At 71.4% G+C, this 24476-nt stretch carries 15 protein-coding genes; 11 read left to right on the forward strand and 4 right to left on the reverse strand.

Features of this window, described 5'->3' with window-relative positions:
* Positions 1-39 precede the first annotated feature (39 nt).
* The 4 genes from nirD to ABKW26_RS17380 form a co-directional block, all read right to left on the reverse strand.
* The gene (gene nirD / locus ABKW26_RS17365) at positions 40-390 is read right to left on the reverse strand and encodes a nitrite reductase small subunit NirD (RefSeq protein WP_348595286.1); all 351 of its coding nucleotides are present in this window, start codon (positions 388-390) and stop codon (positions 40-42) included.
* The gene (gene nirB / locus ABKW26_RS17370; RefSeq protein ID WP_348595332.1) at positions 387-2996 is read right to left on the reverse strand and encodes a nitrite reductase large subunit NirB; all 2610 of its coding nucleotides are present in this window, start codon (positions 2994-2996) and stop codon (positions 387-389) included. The genes nirD and nirB overlap by 4 nt, the downstream gene beginning before the upstream one ends.
* 247 nt (positions 2997-3243) lie before the next feature.
* Complete coding sequence (locus tag ABKW26_RS17375; protein WP_348595288.1) at positions 3244-5148, reverse strand: ricin-type beta-trefoil lectin domain protein; 1905 nt, start codon at positions 5146-5148, stop codon at positions 3244-3246.
* Positions 5149-5914: 766 nt separating this feature from the next.
* The gene (locus ABKW26_RS17380) at positions 5915-7501 is read right to left on the reverse strand and encodes an alpha-L-arabinofuranosidase C-terminal domain-containing protein (protein ID WP_348595289.1); all 1587 of its coding nucleotides are present in this window, start codon (positions 7499-7501) and stop codon (positions 5915-5917) included.
* 249 nt (positions 7502-7750) lie between these two features.
* On the opposite strand from ABKW26_RS17380, the gene ABKW26_RS17385 reads away from it, so the two are divergent.
* The 11 genes from ABKW26_RS17385 (at position 7751) to ABKW26_RS17435 (ending at position 24420) form a co-directional block, all read left to right on the forward strand.
* The gene (locus ABKW26_RS17385) at positions 7751-9217 is read left to right on the forward strand and encodes a Gfo/Idh/MocA family oxidoreductase (RefSeq protein WP_348595333.1); all 1467 of its coding nucleotides are present in this window, start codon (positions 7751-7753) and stop codon (positions 9215-9217) included.
* The gene (locus ABKW26_RS17390) at positions 9214-10401 is read left to right on the forward strand and encodes a Gfo/Idh/MocA family oxidoreductase (RefSeq protein WP_348595290.1); all 1188 of its coding nucleotides are present in this window, start codon (positions 9214-9216) and stop codon (positions 10399-10401) included. The genes ABKW26_RS17385 and ABKW26_RS17390 overlap by 4 nt, the downstream gene beginning before the upstream one ends.
* Positions 10398-11384, forward strand: a complete 987-nt coding sequence (locus tag ABKW26_RS17395; RefSeq protein WP_348595291.1) for a PmoA family protein — start codon at positions 10398-10400, stop codon at positions 11382-11384. The genes ABKW26_RS17390 and ABKW26_RS17395 overlap by 4 nt, the downstream gene beginning before the upstream one ends.
* Positions 11384-12151, forward strand: a complete 768-nt coding sequence (locus ABKW26_RS17400; RefSeq protein ID WP_348595292.1) for a cupin domain-containing protein — start codon at positions 11384-11386, stop codon at positions 12149-12151. The genes ABKW26_RS17395 and ABKW26_RS17400 overlap by 1 nt, the downstream gene beginning before the upstream one ends.
* Positions 12152-12242: 91 nt before the next feature.
* Complete coding sequence (locus ABKW26_RS17405) at positions 12243-13226, forward strand: acetylxylan esterase (protein WP_348595293.1); 984 nt, start codon at positions 12243-12245, stop codon at positions 13224-13226.
* A 109-nt stretch (positions 13227-13335) separates the two neighbouring features.
* Entirely contained in the window at positions 13336-13725 is a 390-nt protein-coding gene (locus ABKW26_RS17410) for a CPCC family cysteine-rich protein (RefSeq protein ID WP_348595295.1), read from the forward strand.
* Between the two features lie 267 nt (positions 13726-13992).
* The gene (locus ABKW26_RS17415) at positions 13993-14349 is read left to right on the forward strand and encodes an FHA domain-containing protein (RefSeq protein ID WP_348595297.1); all 357 of its coding nucleotides are present in this window, start codon (positions 13993-13995) and stop codon (positions 14347-14349) included.
* 15 nt (positions 14350-14364) lie between these two features.
* A complete protein-coding gene (locus ABKW26_RS17420) occupies positions 14365-15210 on the forward strand; it encodes a protein phosphatase 2C domain-containing protein (protein ID WP_348595299.1) in 846 nt (281 codons plus the stop codon).
* Positions 15207-16466, forward strand: coding sequence for an FHA domain-containing protein (locus ABKW26_RS17425; protein ID WP_348595300.1), 1260 nt, complete (start codon positions 15207-15209; stop codon positions 16464-16466). The genes ABKW26_RS17420 and ABKW26_RS17425 overlap by 4 nt, the downstream gene beginning before the upstream one ends.
* On the forward strand, positions 16463-18313 hold the full coding sequence (locus ABKW26_RS17430) for a serine/threonine-protein kinase (RefSeq protein ID WP_348595302.1): 1851 nt from the start codon (positions 16463-16465) through the stop codon (positions 18311-18313). Before ABKW26_RS17425 ends, ABKW26_RS17430 begins: the two co-directional genes overlap by 4 nt.
* Positions 18310-24420 carry a fibronectin type III domain-containing protein gene (locus ABKW26_RS17435; RefSeq protein ID WP_348595304.1) on the forward strand — a complete coding sequence of 2037 codons (6111 nt, stop codon included), beginning with the start codon at positions 18310-18312 and terminating at the stop codon, positions 24418-24420. Before ABKW26_RS17430 ends, ABKW26_RS17435 begins: the two co-directional genes overlap by 4 nt.
* Positions 24421-24476: the final 56 nt, after the last annotated feature.

The raw sequence follows: 24476 nt of genomic DNA on the forward strand, positions 1-24476 counted from the left end.
GGGTAGGGAGGGAGGGGAGGAGCCTCGGTGACCGGGGCGTCAGCGAGGAGCTACGTAGACCGATCCGTCGCGGACCTCGACCGGCCACGTGTACAGGTCGAGGAGGTCCTTGCCACCGGCGTCGAGGCACTCGCCCGTCCGGACGTCCCACACCTGCTTGTGCAGCGGCGACGAGAGGGTCACCTGCGGTCCGGCACCGCCGACGGCACGCGACCCGATGAGGCCACGGGCGAGCACGTTCGCCCCGGTGTACGGGTCGCGGTGCTGGACCGCGACCACCTCGGTGGGCGAGAGCCGGAAGAGTGCGACCTGGACCCCGTCGACGAGGGCGGGGACACCCCGTTCGAGCGGCAGGTCCGCCAGGGTGCACACTGAGGTGGCTGTCGTCATGACCGTGCTCCTAGCGGGGTGCGTGCGATGGTCTCGGAGTCGCGCTCGTCCTGGGCCGCCGGGCGGACCTGCCCGCGAACCGGGATGTAGGCGAGGTCGGGGTCGGCCTCTTTCGGCGCGTTGACGAAGGACACGAAGCGGGCGAGCTTGTCCGGGTCCTCGAGGGTGGCGGCCCACTCGTCCTCGTAGCGCTCGACGTGTGTCTCCATGGCGGTGTCGAGGTCGGAGCAGATCCCGAGCGAGTCCTCGAAGATGACCTGCTTGACGCCGTCGAGGCCGCCGTCGACCTCCTGCACCCAGCTCGCGGTGCGCTGGAGACGCTCCGCGGTGCGGATGTAGTACATGAGGAAGCGGTCGATGGCCTGGTAGAGCTCGGCCTCGCTGAGGTCCTCCGCGAGGAGGTCCGCGTGGCGGGGGACGAAGCCGCCGTTGCCGCCGACATAGAGGTTCCAGCCCTTGAGCGTCGCGATGACGCCGATGTCCTTGCCGCGTGCCTCGGCGCACTCGCGGGCGCAGCCGGAGACGCCCACCTTGAACTTGTGCGGGGAGCGGACGCCGCGGTAGCGCATCTCGAGCTTGACGGCGAGGGCAGCGGAGTCCTGGACGCCGAAGCGGCACCACGTGGACCCGACGCAGGACTTCACGGTTCGGAGCGACTTGCCGTACGCCTGGCCGGACTCGAAGCCGGCGTCGACGAGCCGGCGCCAGATGTCGGGGAGCTGTTCGATGCGGGCACCGAACATCGCGATCCGCTGCCCGCCGGTGATGCGGGTGTAGAGGCCGTAGTCTCGGGCGACCTCGGCGATCGTCAGCAGCTTCTCGGGCGTGATCTCGCCGCCGGGCACGCGCGGGATGACGGAGTAGGAGCCGTCCTTCTGCATGTTGGCCATGAGGTGGTCGTTCGTGTCCTGCAGGTGGCCCTGGTCCTCGTCGAGGACGTGACCGAGGTCGAGCGAGGAGAGGATCGACGCGACGACGGGCTTGCAGATGATGCAGCCGCGTGACGTGTCGTCGGGCGAGAGCGGCACGGTGACGCCGTGCCGGGCGATGATCTCGGAGAACGTCCGCAGGCCGGTGACGCGCACGGCGTCGAAGAGCTGGGAGCGGCTCATCGCGAAGTGCTCGCAGAGGGCTTTGGACACGGTGACGCCCGAGCGGCGGAGCTCGACGTCGATGATCTTCGAGACGAGCGGGATGCACGAGCCGCAGGTCGCTCCTGCCTTGGTGCACTTCTTCACCTCGCCCATGCTCGCCGCGCCGTCCGCGACGGCCTGGCGCACGGTGCCGGCGGTGACGTTGTTGCACGAGCAGACGACGACGTCGTCCGGGAGGTCGGTGCTCGGGGCACCGCCGCCGGCGCCCTCGGGGACGAGGTACGCGGCCGGGTCGGCGCCGAGCTCACGACCGACCATGGGGCGGAGCGAGGCGTAGGAGGACGCGTCGCCGACGAGGATGCCGCCGAGGAGGACCTTGGCGTCGTCGGACATGACGAGCTTCTTGTACGTGCCGCCGATCGGGTCGGCGTAGACGACCTCGAGGGCGCCGGGCGTGGTGGCGAACGCGTCGCCGAAGCTGGCGACGTCGACGCCGAGGAGCTTGAGCTTCGTCGACAGGTCCGTCCCTGCGTACTGGGAGTCGCCGCCGAGGAGCTGGTCGACGACGATCTCGGCCATCGCGTTGCCCGGTGCGACGAGGCCGACGCACCCGCCCTCGATGCAGGCGACCTCGCCGATCGCCCAGATGTCGGGGTCGCTCGTGCGGCACGTGCTGTCGACGACGACGCCGCCGCGCGGGCCGCGCTCGAGGCCGGCGGCCCACGCGAGCTCGTCGCGTGGGCGGATCCCGGTCGCCAGGACGACGACGTCGACGTCGATCTCCTCGCCGGACGCGAACCGCATGCGCGAGACGGGGGAGCCCTGCGTGTGGGCGGGGTTCGCGAACACGGACTCGTCGGTGAGGAGCGCGCTCGTGGCGGTGCTGGTCCGGACGTCGATCCCGAGCCCGGCGATGAGGCGGCGCAGGGACTCGCCGCCGCCCGCGTCGACCTGGAGGGCCATGAGCCGGTCGGCGAACTCGACGACTGTGCTCTGTGCGCCGAGCGCACGGAGCGCACCGGCGGCCTCGAGGCCGAGGAGCCCTCCGCCGACGACGGCGCCGCGCAGCGGTCGGTCGTCACCGGTGCGGGCGAGGTGCTCGGTGCGGTCTACGACCCAGGAGCGCAGTGCCGCGACGTCGTCGAGGGTGCGGTAGACGAAGACGCCGGGGAGGTCGGTGCCCTCGAACGGAGGGACGGCGGCGGTCGAGCCCGTCGCGAGGACGAGCGTGTCGTAGGGGTGGACCCCGTGCGCGCTCGTGACCGTGCGGGCGTCGCGGTGGACGGCTGTCGCGCGGGCGTCGGGCAGGACCGTGATGCGCGGGTCCGACGCGATCGCCGGTCCGCCGTCGGCGCCGCCGAGCGTGAGGTCGTCGAGCGAGACGCCGCTGAAGAAGCTCGTCAGCGCGACGCGGTCGTAGGGGAGCCGGCCCTCGTCGCCGAGGACGGTGACGTGCCAGTCGCCGTCGGGATCGCGGTCGCACAGAGCTTCGACGAACCTGTGCGCCACCATCCCTGCGCCCACGACGACGATCTCGCGGCCCGCGCGGGCTCGCCCCTCCGGAAGCTCTGCGGCCTGACGGTGCGTGCTCTGTGTTCCCACGAGATCCTCCACGTTGTTCCTATGGATCACCGTAGTAATTCATCGGACGACATCCGCAGGACCTCGGACCTAGGGCGCGTCAGCTGCACGGGTATGCCGACGGCGAGGGCTCACGGTGCTCCGTCGACGGAACACCGTGAGCCCCTCGCCCGTCCCCCTACGTCGGGAAGCCCCACGTCTGGTTCTGCCCGCCGACGCAGTCCCACACCTGCAGGCCGTGGCCGTTGCTGGTGATGCCCTCCGGAACGTCTATGCAGCGGCCCGACCAAGCGTTGCGATAGCTGTTGCCGACGCGCGTCCATCGCTGCTGGGCGGAGCCGTTGCAGGTCCAGACCTGCAGCCTCGCCCCGTTGGCGATGTTCTCGAACGGCTGGTCCAGGCAGACGTCGTCGCCCGTTCTGAGCGATCCGTTCGCGGTGTGGGTCCACTGCTGGTTCCCACCGTCCCAGCAGTCCCAGATGCGCACCGCGGCCCCGTCGGCTGCGTACGGGTCCCGGTCGATGCACTTGGTGCTCCCGTTCCACCGCATCTCACCGCTGCCGCCTGCTGCCGGGGTCCACGCCGTGCCGAGGCGGTGGAAGGTCAGCGACACCAGCGTGGCGTCACCACCCAGCGCATAGGCGGAGATGCCCAGGCTGTCGGACGCGGAGCTGAAGTTGACGTTCTCCGTGTAGGACAGCTTTCCGTCGTTGCCGAAGGCCTCGACCTGACCGCGGTCCACGAGGATCCGCATCGTGATGCGGCTGTCGATCGGTGCGAGCGGCTTCCCCTCCATCTGCTGCCGACCCAGGTCGTAGGCGATGGTGCGGTCGCTGGACCCGTCCGCGCGCTGGTGCAGCCTGAAGCCGACCTCCTGCGCCGTCGCTCCGTCCAGGTCCCACTCGGCGATCAGCTCGTAGGTGTCCGCGCGGATGCCGTCGAGCGGGTCGCTGGAGCCGTCCGGCGTGATCGTGCGGGTGCCCCACGTCTGCGTCCCGCTGCGCAGCGTGGAGATCTCCTCGACCGGCAGCCTGGTGATGCGGACGCCCTCGGGGAAGGTTCGCAGTCCCAGCTCCGCCGGGAAGGAGGCGTTGCCGGTCCACGTCGCACCCTTGTTGCCGGGCTGCCAGAACATCTGCACGACCCGGTCCGTCGGCATGTTCGTGAAGGTCAGCCCGGCGTAGACGGACCCGTCGAAAGCCCCACGTCCCTCGTCCATCCGCTGAGGGCTCCCCCAACCGGCATCGGCTACGAAGACACCGTTGCTGTCGAGCGTGCCGATCACGTACCGGCCGGCCGCGTCGTTGAGGACCCACTTCATCGTGCCGGTGTTCCCGTCGACGGGGAGCGCGAAGAGGTCGGGGCACTCGTAGAGCCAGTCGGCCCGATACTCCCCGCGGGGAGACCAGGTCAGCAGGTCCGTCGAGCTGTAGAACTTCGCGACGTTGCCGTTCTCGTTGCCCCAGAACACCATGCCCCACCGGTTCCGGGCGGCGTCCCAGTACACCTTGGGGTCCCGGCTCTCGTAGGGCGTCGTGATGACCTTCGCCCCGCCGTCGTACATCTGGAATCGGTCCCCACCGTCGGTGCTGTAGGCGATGGAGACGCCGTCGGTGTTGGTGAACAGCAGGATCGGCGCGTGCGCGCCGTCCTGCAGGCCGGTCACGTTGTCGTGGTCGACCCAGCCGCCGCCGGAGAACAGGGTCGCGTCATGGACGCCCGGCTCGAGGGCGATCGGCTTCTGGGTCCACCGCACGAGGTCGGTGCTTACTGCGTGACCCCAGTGCATGGTGTCCCAGCTGAGGCCGTGCGGGTTGTGCTGGTAGAAGATGTGGTACTCGCCGTCGTAGTACAGCGGCGCGTTGATGTCGTTCATCCAGCCGCTCTGAGAGCTGAAGTGGAACTGGCCGCGGAACGGCTCGTCGTAATCCGTGGGGGCATAGGGGTACTCGGGGTAGCTGCTCGGCTCGCCGGCGGACGCCGCGCCGGCGCTCGCAACTGAGACTCCCGGTGCTCCGAGGGCGAGCACGACGGCGAGCAGTGCGGCGACGAGCCGCGGGCGTGATCGGAGAGGTCTGGGCATGGGTAGTTCGCACCTTCTTGTGGAGGAGGGCACAGCTGTGTGCTCGCTGAGCTGCGTGGGGGCGTGTGCCCAGGACGAGCTCGGCTCGGCGGCGTCGTCGATGGATCTGGCCGCTCGGCAGATGAAGCCGTGCTGGAGCCGCACGGGGCGCTCATCGAAGACTGTCGGGAGCTGTCGTCCTTTCGGTGAGGCTGCGCAGCTCGAAGGGTCCTGCTGGCCGTGCTGACGCGAGAGAATTCCGTCTCGCCAGAATTGCGTTCGTCATTGAAGGCTCCTCCAGGGGTGGTCGCAAGGACCGCTGACAACGTTGTCAGTCACCCATTAGTACCGGGACGGAACGCCCTCGTCAACAGTGATTTCCCATTTGTACGCTTGTGCCCGGCAGATCCGAGTGAGAATCCCATTTCCGTGCGGGTGGCTCGGATATCGCACAAGGCGATGGTCGGTGTCATTGCTGCCTGACCGAGCAGGCCTCCGCATCGCCGCTCGTCGAGCTCTTGACGGGGGACGACGACGCGCATTCCGTCGACGCTTTCCCTGACGCCGGGCCTGAGCATCGTTCCTGCGCCCATCTTCGGGCCGACCGGAGGAGGTAGACGCCTGCTCGATGTCGGACGACATCGAGCAGGCGTCCACGCTGAACCGACGAGCTCACCGCGGGCCGCGCACCACGACCGACCACCTGCTCCTGCTCGGCCGGCTCCTGGGACCGGCGTGATGAGCCGGTGCGCGCGATCCTGTCACCCCCGCTGGGTGGGCCGGTCCCTCAGGCTGACGTGCGGGCCGCCGTGCCGTACCAGGCGCTCCACGACTCGGGCGCGAGCGTCAGCGTGACGGAGCCGTCCGAGCTGGCCGGGGCCTCGCGGTCGACCGTGCCGACCTGCTCGGCGGCCTCCTTGCCCTCGCGCATGCCGACGTGGTCGGCGAGGAGCTCGAGGCCACCGTCGAGGGCTACGTCGAGGCCCGAGCAGCTGATCGTGACCGTGGCCGGCTCGGTCGAGCGGTTGACGAGGAACAGCGAGAGCGCGCCGGCCGTGCCGGCCGCGCCGGACTCGTCCCACGTGGCCGCCGCGGTGACGAGGGGAACGTCGCCGTGGGCCTTGGTCGTCGTCTGGGGCGCGGCGACGCGCAGGTCCAGGACGGAACCCTGGGCGAGGCGGGCGGTGTTCGCGAAGGGGTGGAACGTCGTCTGGCGCCAGGCGTCGCCGCCGGGCTCGGTCATGATGGGGGCGATGACGTTGACGAGCTGCGCGAGCGCGGCCACGGGCACGCGGTCGGTGTGGTTGAGCAGGGTGATCATGAGGTCGCCGACGACGACGGCGTCGAGAGCGGAGTAGATGTCCTCGATGATCCGCGGGGCGTCGCGCTGCAGGGGGAGGTTCTTCTCTCCCGGGAAGCGGGTCTCGAGGTACCAGACGTTCCACTCGTCGAAGGAGATGGTGATCTTCTTGTCGGAGCGCTTCTGGGCGCCGATGGAGTCGGCGGACGCGACGACCCGCTCGATGAACCGGTCCATGGCGGTGGCCGATCCGAGGAAGCTGGCGCGGTCGCCGTCCTTCTCCTCGTAGTACGCGTGCATGGAGATGTGGTCGACGATGTCATACGTGTAGGACAGCACCGTGCGCTCCCACTCGCCGAACGTGTCCATGTACATCGAGGAGGAGCCGCAGGCGACGAGCTCGATGGTCGGGTCGGTGAGCTTCATCGCCTTGCCGGCCTCGGCGGCGAGCTTGCCGTACTCGTGGGCGTCCTTGTGGCCGATCTGCCACGGGCCGTCCATCTCGTTGCCGAGGCACCAGAGCTTGACGCCGTACGGCTCTTCGCGGCCGTTCGCGATCCGCATGTCGGCCCACTTGCTGCCGGCGACGCCGTTGCAGTACTCGAGGAGCCCGACGGCGGCTGCGACGCCGCGGGTGCCGAGGTTGACGGCCATCATCGGCTCGATGCCCTCGCGCTCGGCCCACTGGAGGAACTCGTCGGTGCCGACGGTGTTGGGCTCGACGGTGCGCCAGGCGAGGTCGATGAAGGGCTTGCGGTCCTCGACGGGGCCGACGCCCTCTTCCCACACGTAGTTGGAGACGAAGTTGCCGCCGGGGTAGCGCACCATGCTCACGCCGAGCTCGTGGGTGAGGCTCGCGACGTCGCCGCGGAAGCCGAAGTCGTCGGAGGTGGGGTGGCCGGGCTCGTAGATGCCGGTGTAGACGGCGCGCCCGAGGTGCTCGACGAAGGAGCCGAAGAGGCGGCGGTCGATGGGGCCGACCTGGAAGTCGGGGTGGAGCGTGACGGTCGCCTGGATCGGGGCGTCGGTGCCCGCGGCGGCGTCGTTGCCGGTCTGCGCTGCGTCGTTCTGCATCGTTGTAATACTCCATCGTGAGAGGTGGGGCGCGTTCTGAGGATGGAATCAGGGTAGACGAGATCGTGCTGGATCGAAACGATTTGAGGGGACGAGTTTCGCTGGCGTCGGCCGAGCCGGTCCGCTAGGGTTGTAACGATTCAATGCGGAATCCCGAACGAGCGCCCTACCGCTTTCACCGTCGAGACGCGCCAGGAGCACACCATCGTGACCACCCCGACCGACCGCCAGCCCACCACCCCGAACGGCATGCCACCGGGGGTCGAGCGCCACCGCTACGCCGTCGCGGGCCTCGGGCACCGCGCCTCGATGTACGTCGGCGCGATCCTCGGTGACCACGCCGACGTCGCCGAGCTCGTCGCCTGGTGCGAGCCGAACCCCGGGCGCGTCGCCGTGTACGACGCGGTGGCCGCCGAGAAGGGCGTCACCGGCATCCCGGCCTACGGCCCGGACGACCTCGAGCGCATGATCGAGACCGAACGCGTCGACACCGTCATCATCACCACACCGGACCACCTGCACGCCGACCTCGTCGCCCGAGTCCTGCGGGCCGGAGCGCACGTCGTCGTGGAGAAGCCGCTGACGACCACCGCCGAGGGATGCCGCACGATCGCCGAGGCGGTCACCGAGACCGGCAACAGCGTCGTCATGACGTTCAACTACCGGTACGCCCCGCGCAACAGCGAGCTCAAGCGAGTCATCGCGAGCGGTGAGATCGGCGAGGTGACCTCCGTGCACTTCGAGTGGGTCCTCGACACGGTCCACGGCGCCGACTACTTCCGCCGCTGGCACCGCGAGAAGCGCTTCTCGGGCGGGCTGCTCGTCCACAAGTCGAGCCACCACTTCGACCTCGTCAACTGGTGGATCTCCGACGCCCCCGAGCGGGTCTACGCGCGCGGCGGCCTCAAGGTCTACGGCGACACGTCGGTCGTCGCGCAGGAGATGGCGGCGCAGGACGCCGCCGCCGGTCTGCCCCCGCGGCCCGCGCGCGGCACGGGCAGCTCCGACGGCACACGCGGCTGGGAGGGCCGCGAGGGCGACCGGTGGTCCCTCGACCTCCGGGCCGACGACCGCCTCGAGGCCCTCTACCTCGACGCCGAGCACCACGACGGGTACATCCGGGACCAGGACGTCTTCTCGCCCGGCATCACCATCGAGGACAACCTCTCGGTGCTCGTCGACTACCGCCGTGGCGCGACCCTCACGTACTCCCTCACCGCGCACGGCCCCTGGGAGGGCTACCGCGTCACTGTCAACGGCACGAAGGGTCGCGCGGAGCTCGAGGTCGTCGAGCGGGGATCGATCGAGCTCGACGAGCGCGGCCGCTCGATCCTCGACCCGTCCGCCAACCCCGCCGCCTGGGAGGGGGACGACGTCCGCCCGTTCGGCGACACCCTCGTCGTCCAGAAGCACTGGGAGCGGGCGCGCCGCGTGCCGATCCCCGACGGCATCGGTGGCCACGGTGGCGGCGACGCGATCCTCCTCCAGGACGTCTTCCGCGGTCCGGTCGACGGCCCCCGCTTCGACCCCCTCGGCCGCCCGGCCGGCTACGTCGACGGCGTCCGCGCCGTCGCGGTCGGGATCTCCGGCAACGCCTCTCTGCTCAGCGGACTGCCCGTCGTCGTCGACGAGCTCGGCCTCGGCGTCGACATCGAGGTCCGCACAGAGCTCGCCGTCCGCTCGTCCTCGCCCGTGAACCCGGAGCCCGTCCCATGAGCCCACGCCAGTACCGCGCCGCGATCGTCGGCACCGGCGGCATCGCCCACGCGCACGCCCAGGCGCTCGCCGACGCGGGGGACCGTGTCCGCCTCGAGTGGGCGATCGACGTCGACCCCCAGCGCGCCGCCGACTTCGCGGCGACCTGGTCGACGCCCGACCACACCGTCCGCGCCTCGACGGACCTCGCCGAGGTGCTCGCCGCAGCGAGCCCGAGCGGGACGGGTGGCGCCACAGCCCCCGGCCTCGACCTCGACCTCGTGCACGTGTGCACCCCGCCGCAGTCTCACGCGATGCTCGCCGCCCAGGTGCTCCGGGCCGGCGTCGACGTCCTCCTCGAGAAGCCGCCGACCCTCTCGCTCGCCGAGCTCGACGAGCTCGTCGCCCTCGAGGAGGAGACCGGCGCGCACGTCTCGGTCGTCTTCCAGCACCGCTTCGGGTCCGGCGCGCAGCGCCTGCGCGCCCTCCTCGACGACCCGGCCGCCCCGCTCGGCCGACCGCTCGTCGCCCTGTGCAACACCCTCTGGTACCGCGACGCCGAGTACTTCGCGGCACCGTGGCGCGGCCGGTGGGAGACGGAGGGCGGCGGCCCCACGATGGGCCACGGCATCCACCAGCTCGACCTCCTCCTCAGCGTGCTCGGCCCGTGGGCCGAGGTCACGGCCATGGCCGGACGGCAGGCACGGGACACCGACACCGAGGACGTGTCGATGGCCCTCGTCCGCTTCGAGAACGGGGCGCTCGCGAGCATCGTCAACTCCGTGGTCTCTCCGCGCCAGGTCTCGGCGCTGCGCTTCGACACCGAGCACGCGACCGTCGAGCTCGACCACCTCTACGGGTACACCGACGACGACTGGACCTTCACCCCGGCGCCCGGCCACGACGACCTCGCGGCGAGATGGGTCAGCGACCCGGACGCGGCGCTGTCGAGCCACGGCTCGCAGGTCCTCGCGATCCTCGACGCGCTCGACGCGGGCGACCCGCCGCCGGTCACGTCGACGGACGCGCGTCGCACGATGGAGCTCGTCGCCGCCCTCTACGCGTCCGCGTTCACCGGGGCCCCGGTCCGGCGCGGCGAGATCGGCGCAGAGCACGCCTTCGCCACCGCCATGCAGGGCACCGGCGCCCCGTGGGCGACGACGACCGTCCCCACATCCCAGCACCTCACCGAGGAGACCTCATGACCCGCCTGACCCTGGCCGACGACGGCGAAGCCCTCACCGTCCACCTCGCCGAGGGCACCGAGCTGCTCCGCTACGTCTACCGCCCCACCGACGTGCAGCTCGAGTCGCCGCGACCGTACTTCCACCCGATCCGCACGGTGAGCGGCGATCTCGTCAGCCTCTTCCGCCCGCACGACCACGTGTGGCACAAGGGCATCGCCTGGTCGCTCCCGAACGTCGGTCCCCACAACTTCTGGGGCGGTCCCACGTTCGTCGAGGGCGAGGGCTACGTCCAGCTCGAGAACGACGGCTCGATGGTCCACGAGGACTTCACGCAGCTCCCGCAGGGCGACGCAGAGGACTCGGACCGCGTCGGCGTGACCGAGGAGCTCACCTGGGTCACGCAGGGCGGCGAGCGCGTCGTCGAGGAGGAGCGCTCCTTCTCCGTCGCGCTCGCGGACGACGGCGGCTCGTGGGTGCTGACCTTCACCTCGGCCCTGACGAACGTCTCGGACGGTGACCTCCCCATCGGCAGCCCGACGACGAACGGTCGCGAGAACGCCGGCTACGGCGGGCTCTTCTGGCGCGGACCCCGATCGTTCACCGGGGGCACGATCCTCGCGCCCGACTTCGCCGGGGGCGAGGAGATCCGCGGCTCCCGTGCGCCGTGGATGGGCTTCACCGGCACGCACGACGAGACGGCACGGCAGTCGACCCTCGTCATGGTCGACGAGCCGAGCAACCCCCGCGGCCCGTCGTCGCCCGGCAAGGACCCGGAGTGGTTCGCGCGCAACGAGTGGTTCGCGTGCGTGTGCGCTGCGCCGTTCTTCAGCGAGGAGATCTCGTTCGCGCCGGGCGAGACGCTGACGTTCTCCTACGCCGTCGTCGTCTCGGACGGCGGTGCCGACCCCGCGCGCGGGGAGGAGCTCGCCGGGCTCGGCCGCGCCGAGCTCGCCCGCCTCACGCCGCCGGCCCGGCAGGCGGAGCGGGCGGCGCAGGGCTGATGACCCAGCCACCGTTCCCCGGCGGCACGTCGGTCTCGCTGCTCACGGTCTACGACTGGCCGACGACGGACGGCGAAGGCCTCGTCGGCGGCGGGACGCCGCACCTGCACACCGCCTCGGCGGAGGGGTACGTGGTGCTGCGCGGGTCGGGCTCGGTCCAGACCCTCGGCCCGGACGGCTTCGACGAGCACCGGCTCGTCCCGGGCGGGCTGCTCTGGTTCGAGCCCGGGATCGTCCACCGCCTCCTCAACGACGGCGACCTCGAGATCCTCGTCGTCATGTCCAACGCGGGCCTCCCGGAAGCGGGCGACGCGGTCATGACGTTCCCGCCCGACGTGCTGCACGACGCCGAGCGGTACTCTGCTGCGGCCTCGCTGCCCGGGCTGCCGGAGATCGCCGGGGACGCCGCAGGCGACGACGGCGATCACGGTACCGCCGCAGTCGCCGCAGCGGCCCGGGCACGCCGCGACCTCGCGGTCGAGGGCTTCGGCGCGCTGCGCGAGCGGGTCGAGGCGCACGGAGCGCAGGAGGCGATGGCCGACCTCTACGCGTCGGCCGCGCGCCTCGTCCAGTCGCGCGTGCCGCAGTGGCGCGAGCGGTGGGAGAGCACCGTCCTGCGCCAGACGCAGGTGACCGACAGCGATCTCGCCGCGCTCGCGAGGGGTGACGGCAGCCACCTCCTGGACGCGACCGTCGCGAGCGCGCAGCGCCGGGCGGGTCAGCCCCGGTTCGGCATGTGCGGTCGCCTGCAGACCTGGCCGCTCTGACCGGACGGCGTCCTGCCCGACCTGCTCCGACCTGCCCCCACCCGCACCCACACCCGCACCCGAACCCGCCCAGACCCTCGGAGGACCCGACGTGGCCCAGTTCGACCTTCCGCTCGCCCAGCTCGTCGACTATCTCCCGGAGCGGCAGGAACCGGCCGACCTCGAGGACTTCTGGCTGCGCACGCTCGCCGAGCAGGAGTCCCAGCACCCGCTGGAGGTGCGCTTCGAGCCCGTGGAGACCGGGCTCACCGAGGTCGTCACCGAGGACGTGACGTTCACAGGCTTCGGCGGCCAGCCCATCAAGGGGTGGCTGCACCGGCCGGCGCACACGGACGGCCCGTTGCCGGCGGTCGTGTCCTACATCGGCTACGGCGGCGGTCGGGGCCTGAGTCACGAGCACGTCCTGCACGCGGTGGCGGGCCGTGTGCACCTCGTCATGGACAACCGCGGCCAGGGGAGCGGCCACCAGATCGGTGACACCGGCGACGCGGGGTCGACCGGCGCGAGCGCCGCCGGCTTCCTCACGCAGGGCGTCGGTCACCCGGAGACGTACTTCTACCGGCGGCTCTTCACGGACGCCCAGCGCGCGGTCCGTGCCGCCCGTCGCCACCCCGCGGTCGACCCCGGCCGCGTCATGGTGAGCGGTGGTTCCCAGGGCGGCGCGACGAGCCTCGCCGCAGCCGCGCTCACCGAGCTCTCGGGCGAGCCTGCGCTCCGCGGCGCGATCGTCGACGTCCCGTTCCTCTCCCACGTGCGGCGCGCGAGCGAGATCACCGACGCCCACCCGTACGCCGAGCTCGTGCAGTACTTCCACACCCACCGCGACCTCGTCGAGCAGACCTTCGAGACGTTGTCCTACTTCGACGGCGTGAACCTCGCCGCCCGCGCGACGACCCCCGGACTCTTCTCCGTGGGGCTCATGGACACGATCTGCCCGCCGTCGACCGTGTACGCGGCCTACAACCACTACGCCGGCACCAAGAGCATGGTCGTCTACCCCTATAACGGACACGAGAACGGCGGTCCGTTCCAGGATGCCGAGCACCTGCGCTTCGCGAGGACGGTCCTCGCCTGACCTGTGCGGGGCCGACCGAACCGGCCGGTGGCACGTCGCCCTCGTGCGCTGTGCTCCTGGTGCGTCGCGGATGCTGGCCTGCCGCCCCCGGGTGCGCCATCATGTCCGGATGCACAGGTTCTGGCGACGTCGGCGCACCGAGGTCGGGCAGCCCGCCGTCGTGCGTGGACCTGGCGATGATCCGTCGCTGTCCGACGAGGAGCTGTTGGACCGGCGACGGTTGTGGTTCGAGAGGTACCTCGCGCAGCGGAACGTTTTCGCCCCGACGGCAGGAGGTCCGTACACGTGTCCCTGTTGCGGGCACTCCACCCTCGGCGAGCGCGGTGGTTACGAGATCTGCGACGAGTGCGGCTGGGAGGACGACGGTCAGGACGACCACGACGCTCATGTCGTGCGAGGTGGACCGAATGGTCGCCAGAGCCTCGAAGAGGCGCGCGAAGACTATGTGAACCGGGTCGGTGCCCGTCTTCCCCATCGGCCTCCTGTCGACCCGGTGTAGCCGCCGACGTCGCTCCTCGCTGCGAGGCCGGAGGAGCGCATCGGCCGCCGGTGCCATCCGCGCCCGACGGCTCGGATCACAGACTCAGCACGAAGTGCCGGGCTAGGCCTGGTTCACCCGGGGACGGGGTATTCTTCCCGTGACCATCGTGCGCCCCGAGCACCCTCGCGACCGCTCTCTCGAGGGCTGTGGGCGCGTGCACCAGGACGGCGGACGGTCGCGACCACCACCGAGCAGCGTGCCGCAAGAAGGAAGGGAGGGGCGCAGGTGAACCAGTCGAGCAACCCTCCTGTCGTGCTGCGCTTCTCTGACGGGCGCAGCGTCCCCCTGCGCGGCATGACGCTCGTGGGCCGCAACCCCCAGCCGGAGCCCGACGAGGTCGTCACCGACCTCGTGGCGCTCCCGGACCCTGCGCGGTCGGTCTCCAAGACGCACCTGCTCGTCGGCATGGACGCCAAGGGCCTGTTCGTCACGGACCGGCACTCGACGAACGGCACGCTCGTCACCCTCCCGGACGGTCAGCAGATCCTCTGCGCCGCCGGCCAGACCATCCGCGTCGCGCCCGGTGCGGTGGTCACCTTCGGTGACTTCAGCCTCGTCCCCGACTTCCGTGAGCACGGCTGAGGGGACTGGCACCAGATGCACACCATGTGGGGCTCGGCCACCGACACCGGCCGGGTCCGGACCCTCAACGAGGACGCGCTCCTGGCGTACCCGCCGATCTTCCTCGTGGCCGACGGGATGGGCGGGCACGACGCAGGCGACGTCGCGAGCCGGCTCGTCGTCGAGGAGTTCTCGCTGCTCGTCGGTCGGCCGTTCGTCGCGATCGAGGACATCCACGAGTGCTTCTCGCGCGCGGCGGCACGCCTGCGCGAGGTCCTCGGCACCCGCAGCGGCGGGGCGACCGTCGCGGGCGCCGCCATCGCGATGCACGACGACGCGGCGTACTGGCTCGTGTTCAACATCGGAGACTCCCGCGTCTACCGGGTCTCCGGCGGCGAGCTCGAGCAGGTGACCGTCGACCACTCGGTCGTGCAGGAGCTCATGGACGCAGGCCAGCTCGACGAGCAGGACGCCTCCGTCCATGCCGAGCGCCACGTGGTCACGCGCGCCCTCGAGACGGACTCCACCCCGGAGCCCGACTACTGGATGATCCCGGCAGGCGCACAGGACAGACTGCTCATATGTTCCGACGGACTGACCGATGAGCTGGACGATGACAAGATCCATGTCGGGCTCACGTTGATCGGCGATCCGCAGGCGGCTGCGGAGTCGCTCGTGCACGCCGCAGTGGAGGCGGGCGGCCGCGACAACGTGACCGCGGTCGTCGTCGACGTCGCGACCATCTGGCACGGCCTGAGCTCGGCCGAGCGCACGCACAGCTATGACGACGACGAGGAGCAGCCCTCCACCGACCCGCTCGCCGAGTGGGACGAGCAGACGCACGGAGTGACGCACCCGAGACCACGGTCGGTGCGGCCATGATCGTCCCCACCTATGTCGCCGGCGACTGGTTCGCCGTCATCACCGACGGCGCGGTCGCACTCCTGCCTGCGTCCGTGGGCGAGGTGAAGATCGCCGAGGTGTGGGACGCCCTCCGGGAGAGCCCGGACCTCACGCACAGTCTCACCGTGCTCGCTCGTGGCGGGCTCGTCGGCCTGCCGCCCTTCGCGCTCGTGTCCGTCGTCGAGGGCCACGTGCGCGGGTTCCTGCGCGGGAACGTCCGCCTGCTCGTCGCCGACTCCGAGGGGACGACCGAGCACACCGCGACCCACGTGGCGACGTGGGCGGAGATCAACGTGCCGGACGCCGACGCGCTCACGGTCGCCGTCCCGGCTGAGCTCGCACCACGCGGCCGTGCGGTGCGCATGTCGGCACTGGCCGCGGTGGTCCGCGCGTCGAGCGTCGAGGTGACGCTGCGACCGGCTGCGGCGGCCCCGTCGCCGGTGCCGGCACCGCCCGAGCGCGACGAGTCGGAGGTCGCCGAGACGACGACGCGCGACGGGCTCGACCTCGGTCCGGCGCCCCGACCCGCCCTGGCCCACGCCCAGGCCGTCGCAGCGTCCGGAGCCCAGGCCGCGGTGGACGCGCCTCCAGGTCCCGCGCCGCGCCGCGCCCTCGAGCCGTACACGGCCCCGATGACCTCCGAGATCACCGTCGCGCCCCGCAGAGAGCGGCACGCGCCCGTGACCGCTCCCGCCCCGACGATCTCCGCGCCCACGGACGCGATCTCCGCGCCGACCGCGGCCGTGCCGGCGGTCCCTCGCCCGCCGCGCGAGTCCGACGAGGACTGGGACGGCAACACGGTCCTCAGCTCGAGCCTCGTCGAGATCCGCAAGCAGATGCCCGGCTGGCAGCAGGACTTCGTGCCCGGCCCCTTCTCCGTCCCGCCCGTCCCGAAGGTGCACAAGATCCGGATGGCGTCGGGCCTCGTCGTGCCGCTGGACCGCGCCGTCCTCATCGGCCGCGCACCTGTCGTCTCCCGCGTCGCCGCCCGCGACCTCCCGCGCCTCGTGACGGTCGCGAGCCCCAACCAGGACATCTCCCGCACCCACGCGCAGGTGCGCGCCGACGGCGACGACGTCCTCGTGACCGACCTCAACTCGACCAACGGCATGCTCATGACCGACCCGGGGCAGCCCGCCCGACGACTGCGCTCGGGGGAGCCCACCCCGCTCCTGCCGGGTGCGCTCGTCGACCTCGGCGACGGCGTGACGTTCGTGCTGGAGCGTGACGAGTGACCTCCCGCCGCCAGCCGTCGATCCCCCCGAAGATCCCGGGCTACGAGTACGTCCGTCTCCTCGGCATGGGCGGCTTCGCCGACGTGTTCGAGTACCGCCAGGAGCTCCCACGACGCTCCGTCGCGGTCAAGGTGCTGCTCGGCGGGTCCCTCGACCAGGACGCGCGCGAGGCGTTCTTCGCCGAGGCGAACGTCATGGCCCAGCTCTCGCACCACCCGTCGATCGTGACGATCTACCAGGCGGACATCGCTGCCGACGGTCGCCCGTTCCTCGTCATGGAGTACTGCTCGCGCCCGAGCCTCGGCGCGCGCTACCGGACGGAGCGCTTCACCGTCGCCGAGGTGCTGCGCACCGGCATCCGGGTCGCGTCCGCCGTCGAGGCCGCGCACCGGCTCGGCATCCTCCACCGCGACATCAAGCCCGCGAACATCCTCGCGACCGACTTCGGGTGGCCTGCGCTCACCGACTTCGGCATCGCGTCGACCCTCGGCTCGTCGACGTCGGCGACCGGCATGTCGATCCCGTGGTCGGCGCCCGAGCTGCTCGCCGAGCACCCCGACGGTGACGCCCGCGGTGACGTGTACTCGCTCGGGGCGACGCTCTACACGCTCGTCGCCGGACGGTCGCCGTTCGAGATGCTCGGCCGCAGCAACACCCCGGCGGACCTCCTCTCCCGCATCGAGCGCAGCCCGCTGCCCCCGATCGAGCGCGAGGACGTGCCGCCAGGCCTCGCTGCCGTGCTCGCACGCTCGATGGCGAAGAGCCCCGAGCGCCGCTTCAGCAGCGCGCTCGCTCTCGCGCACGCGCTCCAGCAGGTCGAGCGCTCGATGCAGCTCCCCGTGACGAGCATCGATCTCGCCGAGGTGGTCGCCGGCACGTCCGCGGACTCGGCCGGCGCGACGACCGCCGACGCGTACGGCACGAGCGGTGCGTCGGGCTCGTTCTCGGCGCCCGACACCGGCTACGACGCCGAGGAGAGCCTCCCGGGCTCCGACGAGGCGACGCGCATGCGACCGATCATGAGCATCGACGCCTACGCGGGCGGGACGGCGACCGGCGGCGCGGACGGCATGTCGCACGTGGTCGACGAGCTGGACGACCAGGCGACGCGGATGCGACCGATCACGACCATCTCGCCGGTCGCCCCGGGCGACCCGGATCCCTCGGACGGCACGCGTCAGGCCGACAACGGGTACGGCGTCGTCGCTCCCGGGCGACCGGACGCGCTCCACGTCGGCACGGTGAGCCTGACGCCCGGCGAGGCTCCCGCGCCGGTGTACGGCACCGTCCCGGGGCAGGCACAGACCGGGAACGGCTTCCCGCTGGCGCCCGGGGCTGCACAGTTCACGCGGCAGCCCGGCGAGCAGCGCACCCGGCACTACCGGCGCTCGACCGATCGTGCCCTCGACGACAGCCCGGCGAAGGTCTCGACCGGTCGGCGGATCATGGCCGCGACCAGCGTCGTCGTCGTCGTGCTCGCGCTCGGTCTCGTCGCGTACCAGACCGTCGGGCGCGACGCCCTCTCCGACCCGCAGGAGACCGACGACGCCACGGCGACGCCCACCCTCGTGGGCGGGTCGGTCGTCCCGGCCCCCACCGACCTCGTCGGAGTCACCCAGGGCGACGGCACCGCCACCTTCCGGTGGACGAACCCGGACGAGCAGGAGGGCGACGCGTACCTCTGGCGGATCGACGTCCCTGGCGGCACGTCGCCCGTCGAGCGCATCCAGCGCCCGCTCGTCACCGTCGACGTCCCGGAGGGCCAGGAGGACGCCTGCATCGAGGTCTCGATCGTCCGGTCCGACGGCCGCGCGACCACCACACCCGTCGTGGGGTGCAGCGAATGAGCCTCTTCAAGCGCAGCGCCCGCGCCTCCCGGACGGGGCGCGTCAGCCGTCCGAAGCCGGCCGTCGTCGCGGGTGTGACCGTGCCGGCCGTCCTCGCCGTGCTCGCGATCATCAACCCCGGGGTGAAGATCGCCGAGGTCGAGCTCAACGACGGCGCGGTCTGGGTGACGAACGCCCAGGGACTCAAGCTCGGCCGCTACAACGCGACGGTCGAAGAGCTCAACGGCGGCCTCATCGCCACCGACCCGACGTTCAACGTCTTCCAGGACGCGCAGGACGTCATCCTCGTCGAGCCGAGCAAGGTCTCCGTAGTCGACCCCGCGTCCGTGACGCTCGCGACCCAGGCCGAGATCCCGCTGGGCTCGCAGGTCGACATGGCAGCAGGCATCGTGTCGATCGTCGGTCTCGACGGCTCCGTGTGGGTCCGGCCCACGGACTCTCTCGAGACCATCGACGCAGCCACCGACGGCGACCTCCAGCTCGGCGAGGGCGCGAAGGCGACGGTCACGCGTGACGGAGCGGTCCTCGCGGTCGACCCGACGGACGGCACGGTCCACCGGGTGGACCCCGCCGACGGCGAGGGCCAGGGCGAGGTCGCGACGCTCACCGACGCCGCCGGCGTCCTCCCGGATGCCGTCGCGGCGGTCGGCGACGATCTCGTCATGATCTCCGGGACCACGGTCTACGCCGAGTCGTGGTCGCTCGACGTGAGCGAGCACGGTGCGCGACCGGTGCTCCAGCAGACGTCCGACACGCACGACACCGTCCTCGTCGCGACGACGACGTCGCTCCTCGAGATCGACCTCGAGAGCGGTGACGTCGAGGTCCGGGAGCCCGGTGGCGTCGGCGCGCCCGCACGTCCGGTCCGCGTGGCCGGCTGCGACTACGCGGCCTGGGCGTCGATGTCGAGCAGCTACGTGGAGTCGTGCGGCGACAACGAGCCGCGGGTCGAGGACCTCGAGGCCATGACCGCGACGAGCAACCTCGTGTTCCGCGTCAACCGCTCCGTCGTCGTCGTCAACGACACCGTCGAGGGCCGGCTCTGGCTGCCGACCGACCTGCCCAAGGTCCAGGAGCCCAACTGGCAGGACATCGAGCAGGAGGAGGAGCCGGAGGACCAGCAGGACACCTCCGACGACGTCCAGACCGCCCAGCAGCTCCTCACCCAGTGCACCGAGCAGTCGATGGTGCCTGGCGCGGCGGACGACGCGATCGGCGTGCGTGCCGGCAGGACGTCCGTCCTCCAGATCCTCGGCAACGACACCGCCGGCGAGTGCGGCATCATCGCGATCAGCGCGTTCGACCAGATCCCCGAGACGTTCGGCTACCTCGAGTCGATCTACGGTGGCCGGGACCTGCAGCTCGTCGTGCGACCGGACGCGACCGGCACCGTCTCCTTCACATACACGATCACCGACGGCCGCGGCCAGAACCCGCCCTCGACCGCGACGGTCCAGCTGACCGTCCGGGACGCCTCGTCGAACGAGGACCCCGTCCAGGTCCGGACCGGGGCCGTCGAGGTCGAGCAGGGTGCGCTCATCGAGTACGACGCCCTGGCGAACTTCACCGACCCCGACGGCGACGACCTCGTCCTCGCCGGAGCGACGACCGACGGCACGGGTTCCGTGCGCGCCCGGCAGGACGGCATGGTCACCTTCGTCGCGGACGGCGACCAGCTCGGACGACAGGTTGTCCAGCTCACCGTGACCGACGGCATGAGCAGCGTCCTCGGCGAGATGTTCGTCGACGTGCGCCCCGCCGGCTCGTTGCCGCCGATCATCGACCCGGTCCACGCCGTGACGTACGTCGACGCGCCCGTCGAGGTCGACGTCCTGGCGTCCGTGCGCAGCGCGTCGCGCGAGCCCGCCCGGCTCGCGGCGGTCGACGAGGTCGCCGGCACGACGATCCTGCCCAAGCTCGACGACGGCTCGTTCACCTTCTCCGCGGCGAACACCGGCACGTACTACGTGAGCTTCACCGTCACGGCCCCGCCGCAGCAGGCGATCGGCCTCGCACGCATCGACGTCCGGGAGTGGCCCGGCACGCCGCTGCCGCCCATCGCCGTGCGCGACGTCGCACTGCTCCCCTCGGGCGGCGAGGTGACGGTCGACCCGCTCGCCAACGACACCGACCCGAACGGCGGGGTCCTCGTCCTCACCTCTGCGACGGCGTCGCCCGACTCGGCGATGCAGATCGCGATCCTCGAGCACCGGCTCGTCAGGGTCACCTCGCTGCGTGCCCTCGAGGCCCCCGAGACGATCAGCTACGTCGTCTCGAACGGCGTGGCCGAGACGCGAGGGGAGATCCTCGTCCAACCCGTCCCACCCTCCGCCGAGCAGCACGCGCCCGTGGTGCAGGACATCGAGGTGTCCGTCCGGACCGGAGGGGTCGTGACGATCCCGGCGCTGGAGTACGCCTACGACGCCGACGGCGACGTGATGGAGCTCGTCCCCGAGCTCGCCGAGCCCCTCGGCGACGGACAGGGCCTCCTCTTCGTCTCGGGCAACCAGCTCCGCTACCAGGCACCGTCGACGCCCATGACTGCGAGCGCGACCTTCAGCGTCCGGGACACCGCACTCAACGTGGGTTCGGCGAGGTTGACGGTCACCGTGCACGCGTCGTCTGCGGCCACGAAGTCGCCGCCGCGCCCCAAGGACCTCACGTCACGCACCTTCGCGGGCGAGACGGTCCGGATCAACGTCCCCCTCACCGGGATCGACGGCGACGGCGACGGCGTCATCCTCCTCGGCCAGGGAGACACCCCGCCGACGAAGGGCCGCATCGTCGCGGTCGGCGCGAGCTGGATCGAGTACGAGGCGTTCCCGGGAGAGTCGGGCACGGACACGTTCACCTATGCGGTCGAGGACTGGGTGGGGCAGCGTGCGGTCGCGACCGTCCGCGTCGGTATCGCCCCACGACCGAGCGAGCCGCTGCCCATCGTCGCCCGCAACGACGAGGTGACCGTCCAGCCGGGCGAGCTCGTCGAGGTGCGGGTCGTGCGCAACGACGTCGACCCGTCCGGGGGCGAGCTCTCCCTGTCGCCCGACATCATCGTCCCGCCCGGCGTGGACGCTCGGACCGAGGGTCGGCGCATCGTCGTCCAGGCGCCGGCGGAACCGGTCGACATCACGATCGCGTACACCGTGACGAACGACCGCGGGGGACAGGCGAGCGCCGTGCTGACGGTCCGCGTCGTCGCCGACGCGGTGATCCTGCCCCCGGTGGCGAGCGACATCCGTGTCGCGCCCATCGAGGTGGTCGGCAAGACGAGCATCGAGGTCGACGTCTTCGAGGTGGCGGAGAACCCGTCCGGGCCGCTGAGCGACCTCGAGGTGTCCATCCCGAGCAGCCACTCGTCGGTCGCGAGCGTCGTGTCCTCCGGGAGGGTCCTCGTGACGCTCTCCGAGGAGGCGCAGACCGTCCCGTACCTGTTGACGAACACGAACTCCGACGCCGGCGGTGTCCACGCGTACGCGTTCATCACGGTCCCGGCGCTGGGCGACTTCCCGCCGGTGCTCCGGCCGAAGGCGCGCTCGCTGCGCGTCGCGTCGGGTGCCGAGCTCGTCATCCCGATCGCCGAGTTCGTCCAGGTGGGCACGGCGAAGACCGCGCGCATCGGCGACTCGGAGAAGGTGAGCGCCACCCGCTCGGACGGCACGGAGCTCGTCGTGGACGACACGACGCTGCGCTACCGGTCGGCCGCCGGGTACGCCGGGCCGGCCTCGATCACCTTCGAGGTGACGGACGGAATCTCCAGCAGCGACACGACGGGTCGACGCGCGACGCTCACGCTCCCGATCACCGTGTTCACCGAGGACGACTACCCGCCGACCTTCGCGCCGAGCACCCTCGAGATCCCCCAGGGCGACGCGGCGAGCGCCGTGAACCTCCTGGCGTTCACCGAAGGTCCCGAAGGCGCCGACGAGGAGCAGCCGTACACGTTCCGGCTGGCCAGCACCCCACCTCCGGGCTTCGCCGTCAACCTCACCGGCACGGAGCTCAGCGTCAGTGCTGCGGCGGACGTGCCGCGGGGGACGACCGGGGCGGCGCAGCTGACGCTCGGGTACGGGCGCGCCGGCACGCTGGACGTCACGGTGAACTTCAAGGTCGTCGCGAGCAAGCGTGTTCTCGCGAGCGTCTCGGACTTCTCGCTCGACGGTGCGGCAGGCAAGGAGAGTCGCGTGGACGTCCTCGCGACCGGTGCCCTCAACCCGTTCCCGAGCGATCCGCTCGCGCTCCAGGGCGCGACCGTGGAGACGGTCGGGGCCGGTACCGCGGCGGTGTCCGGCTCGAGCGTGCTCGTCCGGCCGGTGGACGGCTTCGTCGGCACGATGGTGGTGCGCTACCGCGTGCGTGACGTCACGGGCGACCCGCTGCGCGAGGTCGAGGGGCGCGTCACGGTCAACGTCCGTGACGTCCCAGCGGCACCCGCGTCGCCACGGGTCGGTGAGGTGTCGAACCAGACGCTCGTGCTCTCGTGGGACGCGCCGAGCGCGAACGGGGCACCCATCACCGGGTATCGCCTCACGCGCTCCCCGGGCGGGCAGACGACGCAGTGCGCGACCACCACGTGCACGATCACCGGTCTGACGAACGGTACGGAGTACACGTTCACGGTCGCGGCGCAGAACGCCGTCGGCTGGTCGAAGGAGTCCGCGTCGAGCGCGAAGGCCACCCCGGACGCGGTCCCCGACGCTCCCGGTGCACCTGTCCTCGTGTTCGGCGACCGGCAGATCACCGCGAGCTGGACCGCGCCCGCCAACGTGGGTACCCCGATCACGCAGTACACGGTCGAGATCTCCCCCATGCCCACCTCCGGACGTTCGACCCAGACGACGTCCGGGACCTCGGTGGCGTTCACCGGCCTGACCAACGGCACGGACTACCAGGTGCGGGTCCGTGCGCACAACCGCGCGACGCCTCCCGAGGGTGGTGCGTGGGGCCCGTGGTCCGGCTCGATGCGGCCGGCGGGGGTGCCGGGTGCGCCAGCCGTGACGGCGAGCCGTGTCGACAGCGGTCGGATCAACGTCGCCTGGACGCCCCCGGCCGCCAACGGGGACCCGATCGCGGGATACACCCTCACGACGAGCGGCGACGGCGCTCCGGGTCCCGTGCAGCTCGACGGCTCGACGACGAGCTGGGCCTTCGACACCGCGCAGAACGGTGTGTCGTACACCTTCACGGTCACCGCGCGGAACAAGGCGGGGGTCGGCAGCGGAGGCGTGTCCGAGCCCACGTCCACCTACGCTCCACCGAGTGCACCGCGGTCGCCCGGGATCGCCGCTGTGGCGCCGCGCAACTTCGGCGACGGTGCCGTCGACCTCTCCTGGTCGGCACCCGCGGAGACCGGCGGCGTGCTCGTCGGGATCGACCACTACGAGGTGTTCGCGAACGGTTCGCTCATCGCGTCGCCGGCGGGCACCTCATTCCGGGTGACGGGTCTGCCAGGAGGCACCCCGACGCCGGCGTACTCGGTCGTCGCGTGCAACACACGGAGTGCGTGCGGGCCCGCGACCGTCCTGGGCAGTGCGACCCCGATCACTCTCCCGGCCGTGCCGGGAGTCACCGGGGCACCGGTCGCCGGAACCTACGACACCGTCCAGTTCTCGTGGACGAGCGCCGGGACGGGCGGTGGTACGTCCTTCACCTATCGCTACCGGGTGAGCACGGGGGGTGGGTGGACCGAGACCACCGGTACGTCGGTGACCGTGTCGGGAGTCCCGGAGAGCGGCGCGTCGATCGAGGTCTACGCCGTGACCAGCGCGGGTCAGAGCCCGCAGGCCGGCACGGCGGCGGCGGTCCCGCCGCCGCGCACCGCGCCGTCCGCCCCGCAGGTCACGGTGTCGTCGAGCGCCGCGAAGCGGTTGAGCTTCAGCTGGACGGTTCCTGCGACCAACGGGAGCGACCTTCAGAGGTACCGCTATCGCGTCTTCCGGTTCGACGGGACGGACTTCGTGCCGGAGGGCGCCGAGGGCTCGGTCAACCCGGGCACCACATCCGTGACCGACCGGACGGTTCAGGGTGGCACCTATCGTGTCGATGTCTGGACGGAGAGCTCCAAGGGCATCGGCGCGACCGGGACGAGCCCTGAGATCGTCGTCCCGTGACAGTCATGCTCGAGAACACCAGCACCGCGGCACCCAAGACGCACGTCGATGACAGA

The sequence above is a fragment of the Sanguibacter sp. 25GB23B1 genome, assembly GCF_040012415.1.
GTDB lineage: Bacteria > Actinomycetota > Actinomycetes > Actinomycetales > Cellulomonadaceae > Sanguibacter.

What these genes read in the sequence shown, in the direction of transcription:
- ABKW26_RS17395 (WP_348595291.1), top strand. Translation starts at nt 10,398, where the DNA reads ATGACCCGCCTGACCCTGGCCGACGACGGCGAAGCCCTCACCGTCCAC.
- ABKW26_RS17400 (WP_348595292.1), top strand. Translation starts at nt 11,384, where the DNA reads ATGACCCAGCCACCGTTCCCCGGCGGCACGTCGGTCTCGCTGCTCACG.
- nirD (WP_348595286.1), bottom strand. Translation starts at nt 390, where the DNA reads ATGACGACAGCCACCTCAGTGTGCACCCTGGCGGACCTGCCGCTCGAA.
- ABKW26_RS17410 (WP_348595295.1), top strand. Translation starts at nt 13,336, where the DNA reads ATGCACAGGTTCTGGCGACGTCGGCGCACCGAGGTCGGGCAGCCCGCC.
- ABKW26_RS17380 (WP_348595289.1), bottom strand. Translation starts at nt 7,501, where the DNA reads ATGCAGAACGACGCAGCGCAGACCGGCAACGACGCCGCCGCGGGCACC.
- ABKW26_RS17435 (WP_348595304.1), top strand. Translation starts at nt 18,310, where the DNA reads ATGAGCCTCTTCAAGCGCAGCGCCCGCGCCTCCCGGACGGGGCGCGTC.
- ABKW26_RS17385 (WP_348595333.1), top strand. Translation starts at nt 7,751, where the DNA reads ATGCCACCGGGGGTCGAGCGCCACCGCTACGCCGTCGCGGGCCTCGGG.
- ABKW26_RS17420 (WP_348595299.1), top strand. Translation starts at nt 14,365, where the DNA reads ATGCACACCATGTGGGGCTCGGCCACCGACACCGGCCGGGTCCGGACC.
- ABKW26_RS17390 (WP_348595290.1), top strand. Translation starts at nt 9,214, where the DNA reads ATGAGCCCACGCCAGTACCGCGCCGCGATCGTCGGCACCGGCGGCATC.
- ABKW26_RS17375 (WP_348595288.1), bottom strand. Translation starts at nt 5,148, where the DNA reads ATGCCCAGACCTCTCCGATCACGCCCGCGGCTCGTCGCCGCACTGCTC.
- ABKW26_RS17425 (WP_348595300.1), top strand. Translation starts at nt 15,207, where the DNA reads ATGATCGTCCCCACCTATGTCGCCGGCGACTGGTTCGCCGTCATCACC.
- nirB (WP_348595332.1), bottom strand. Translation starts at nt 2,996, where the DNA reads ATGGTGGCGCACAGGTTCGTCGAAGCTCTGTGCGACCGCGATCCCGAC.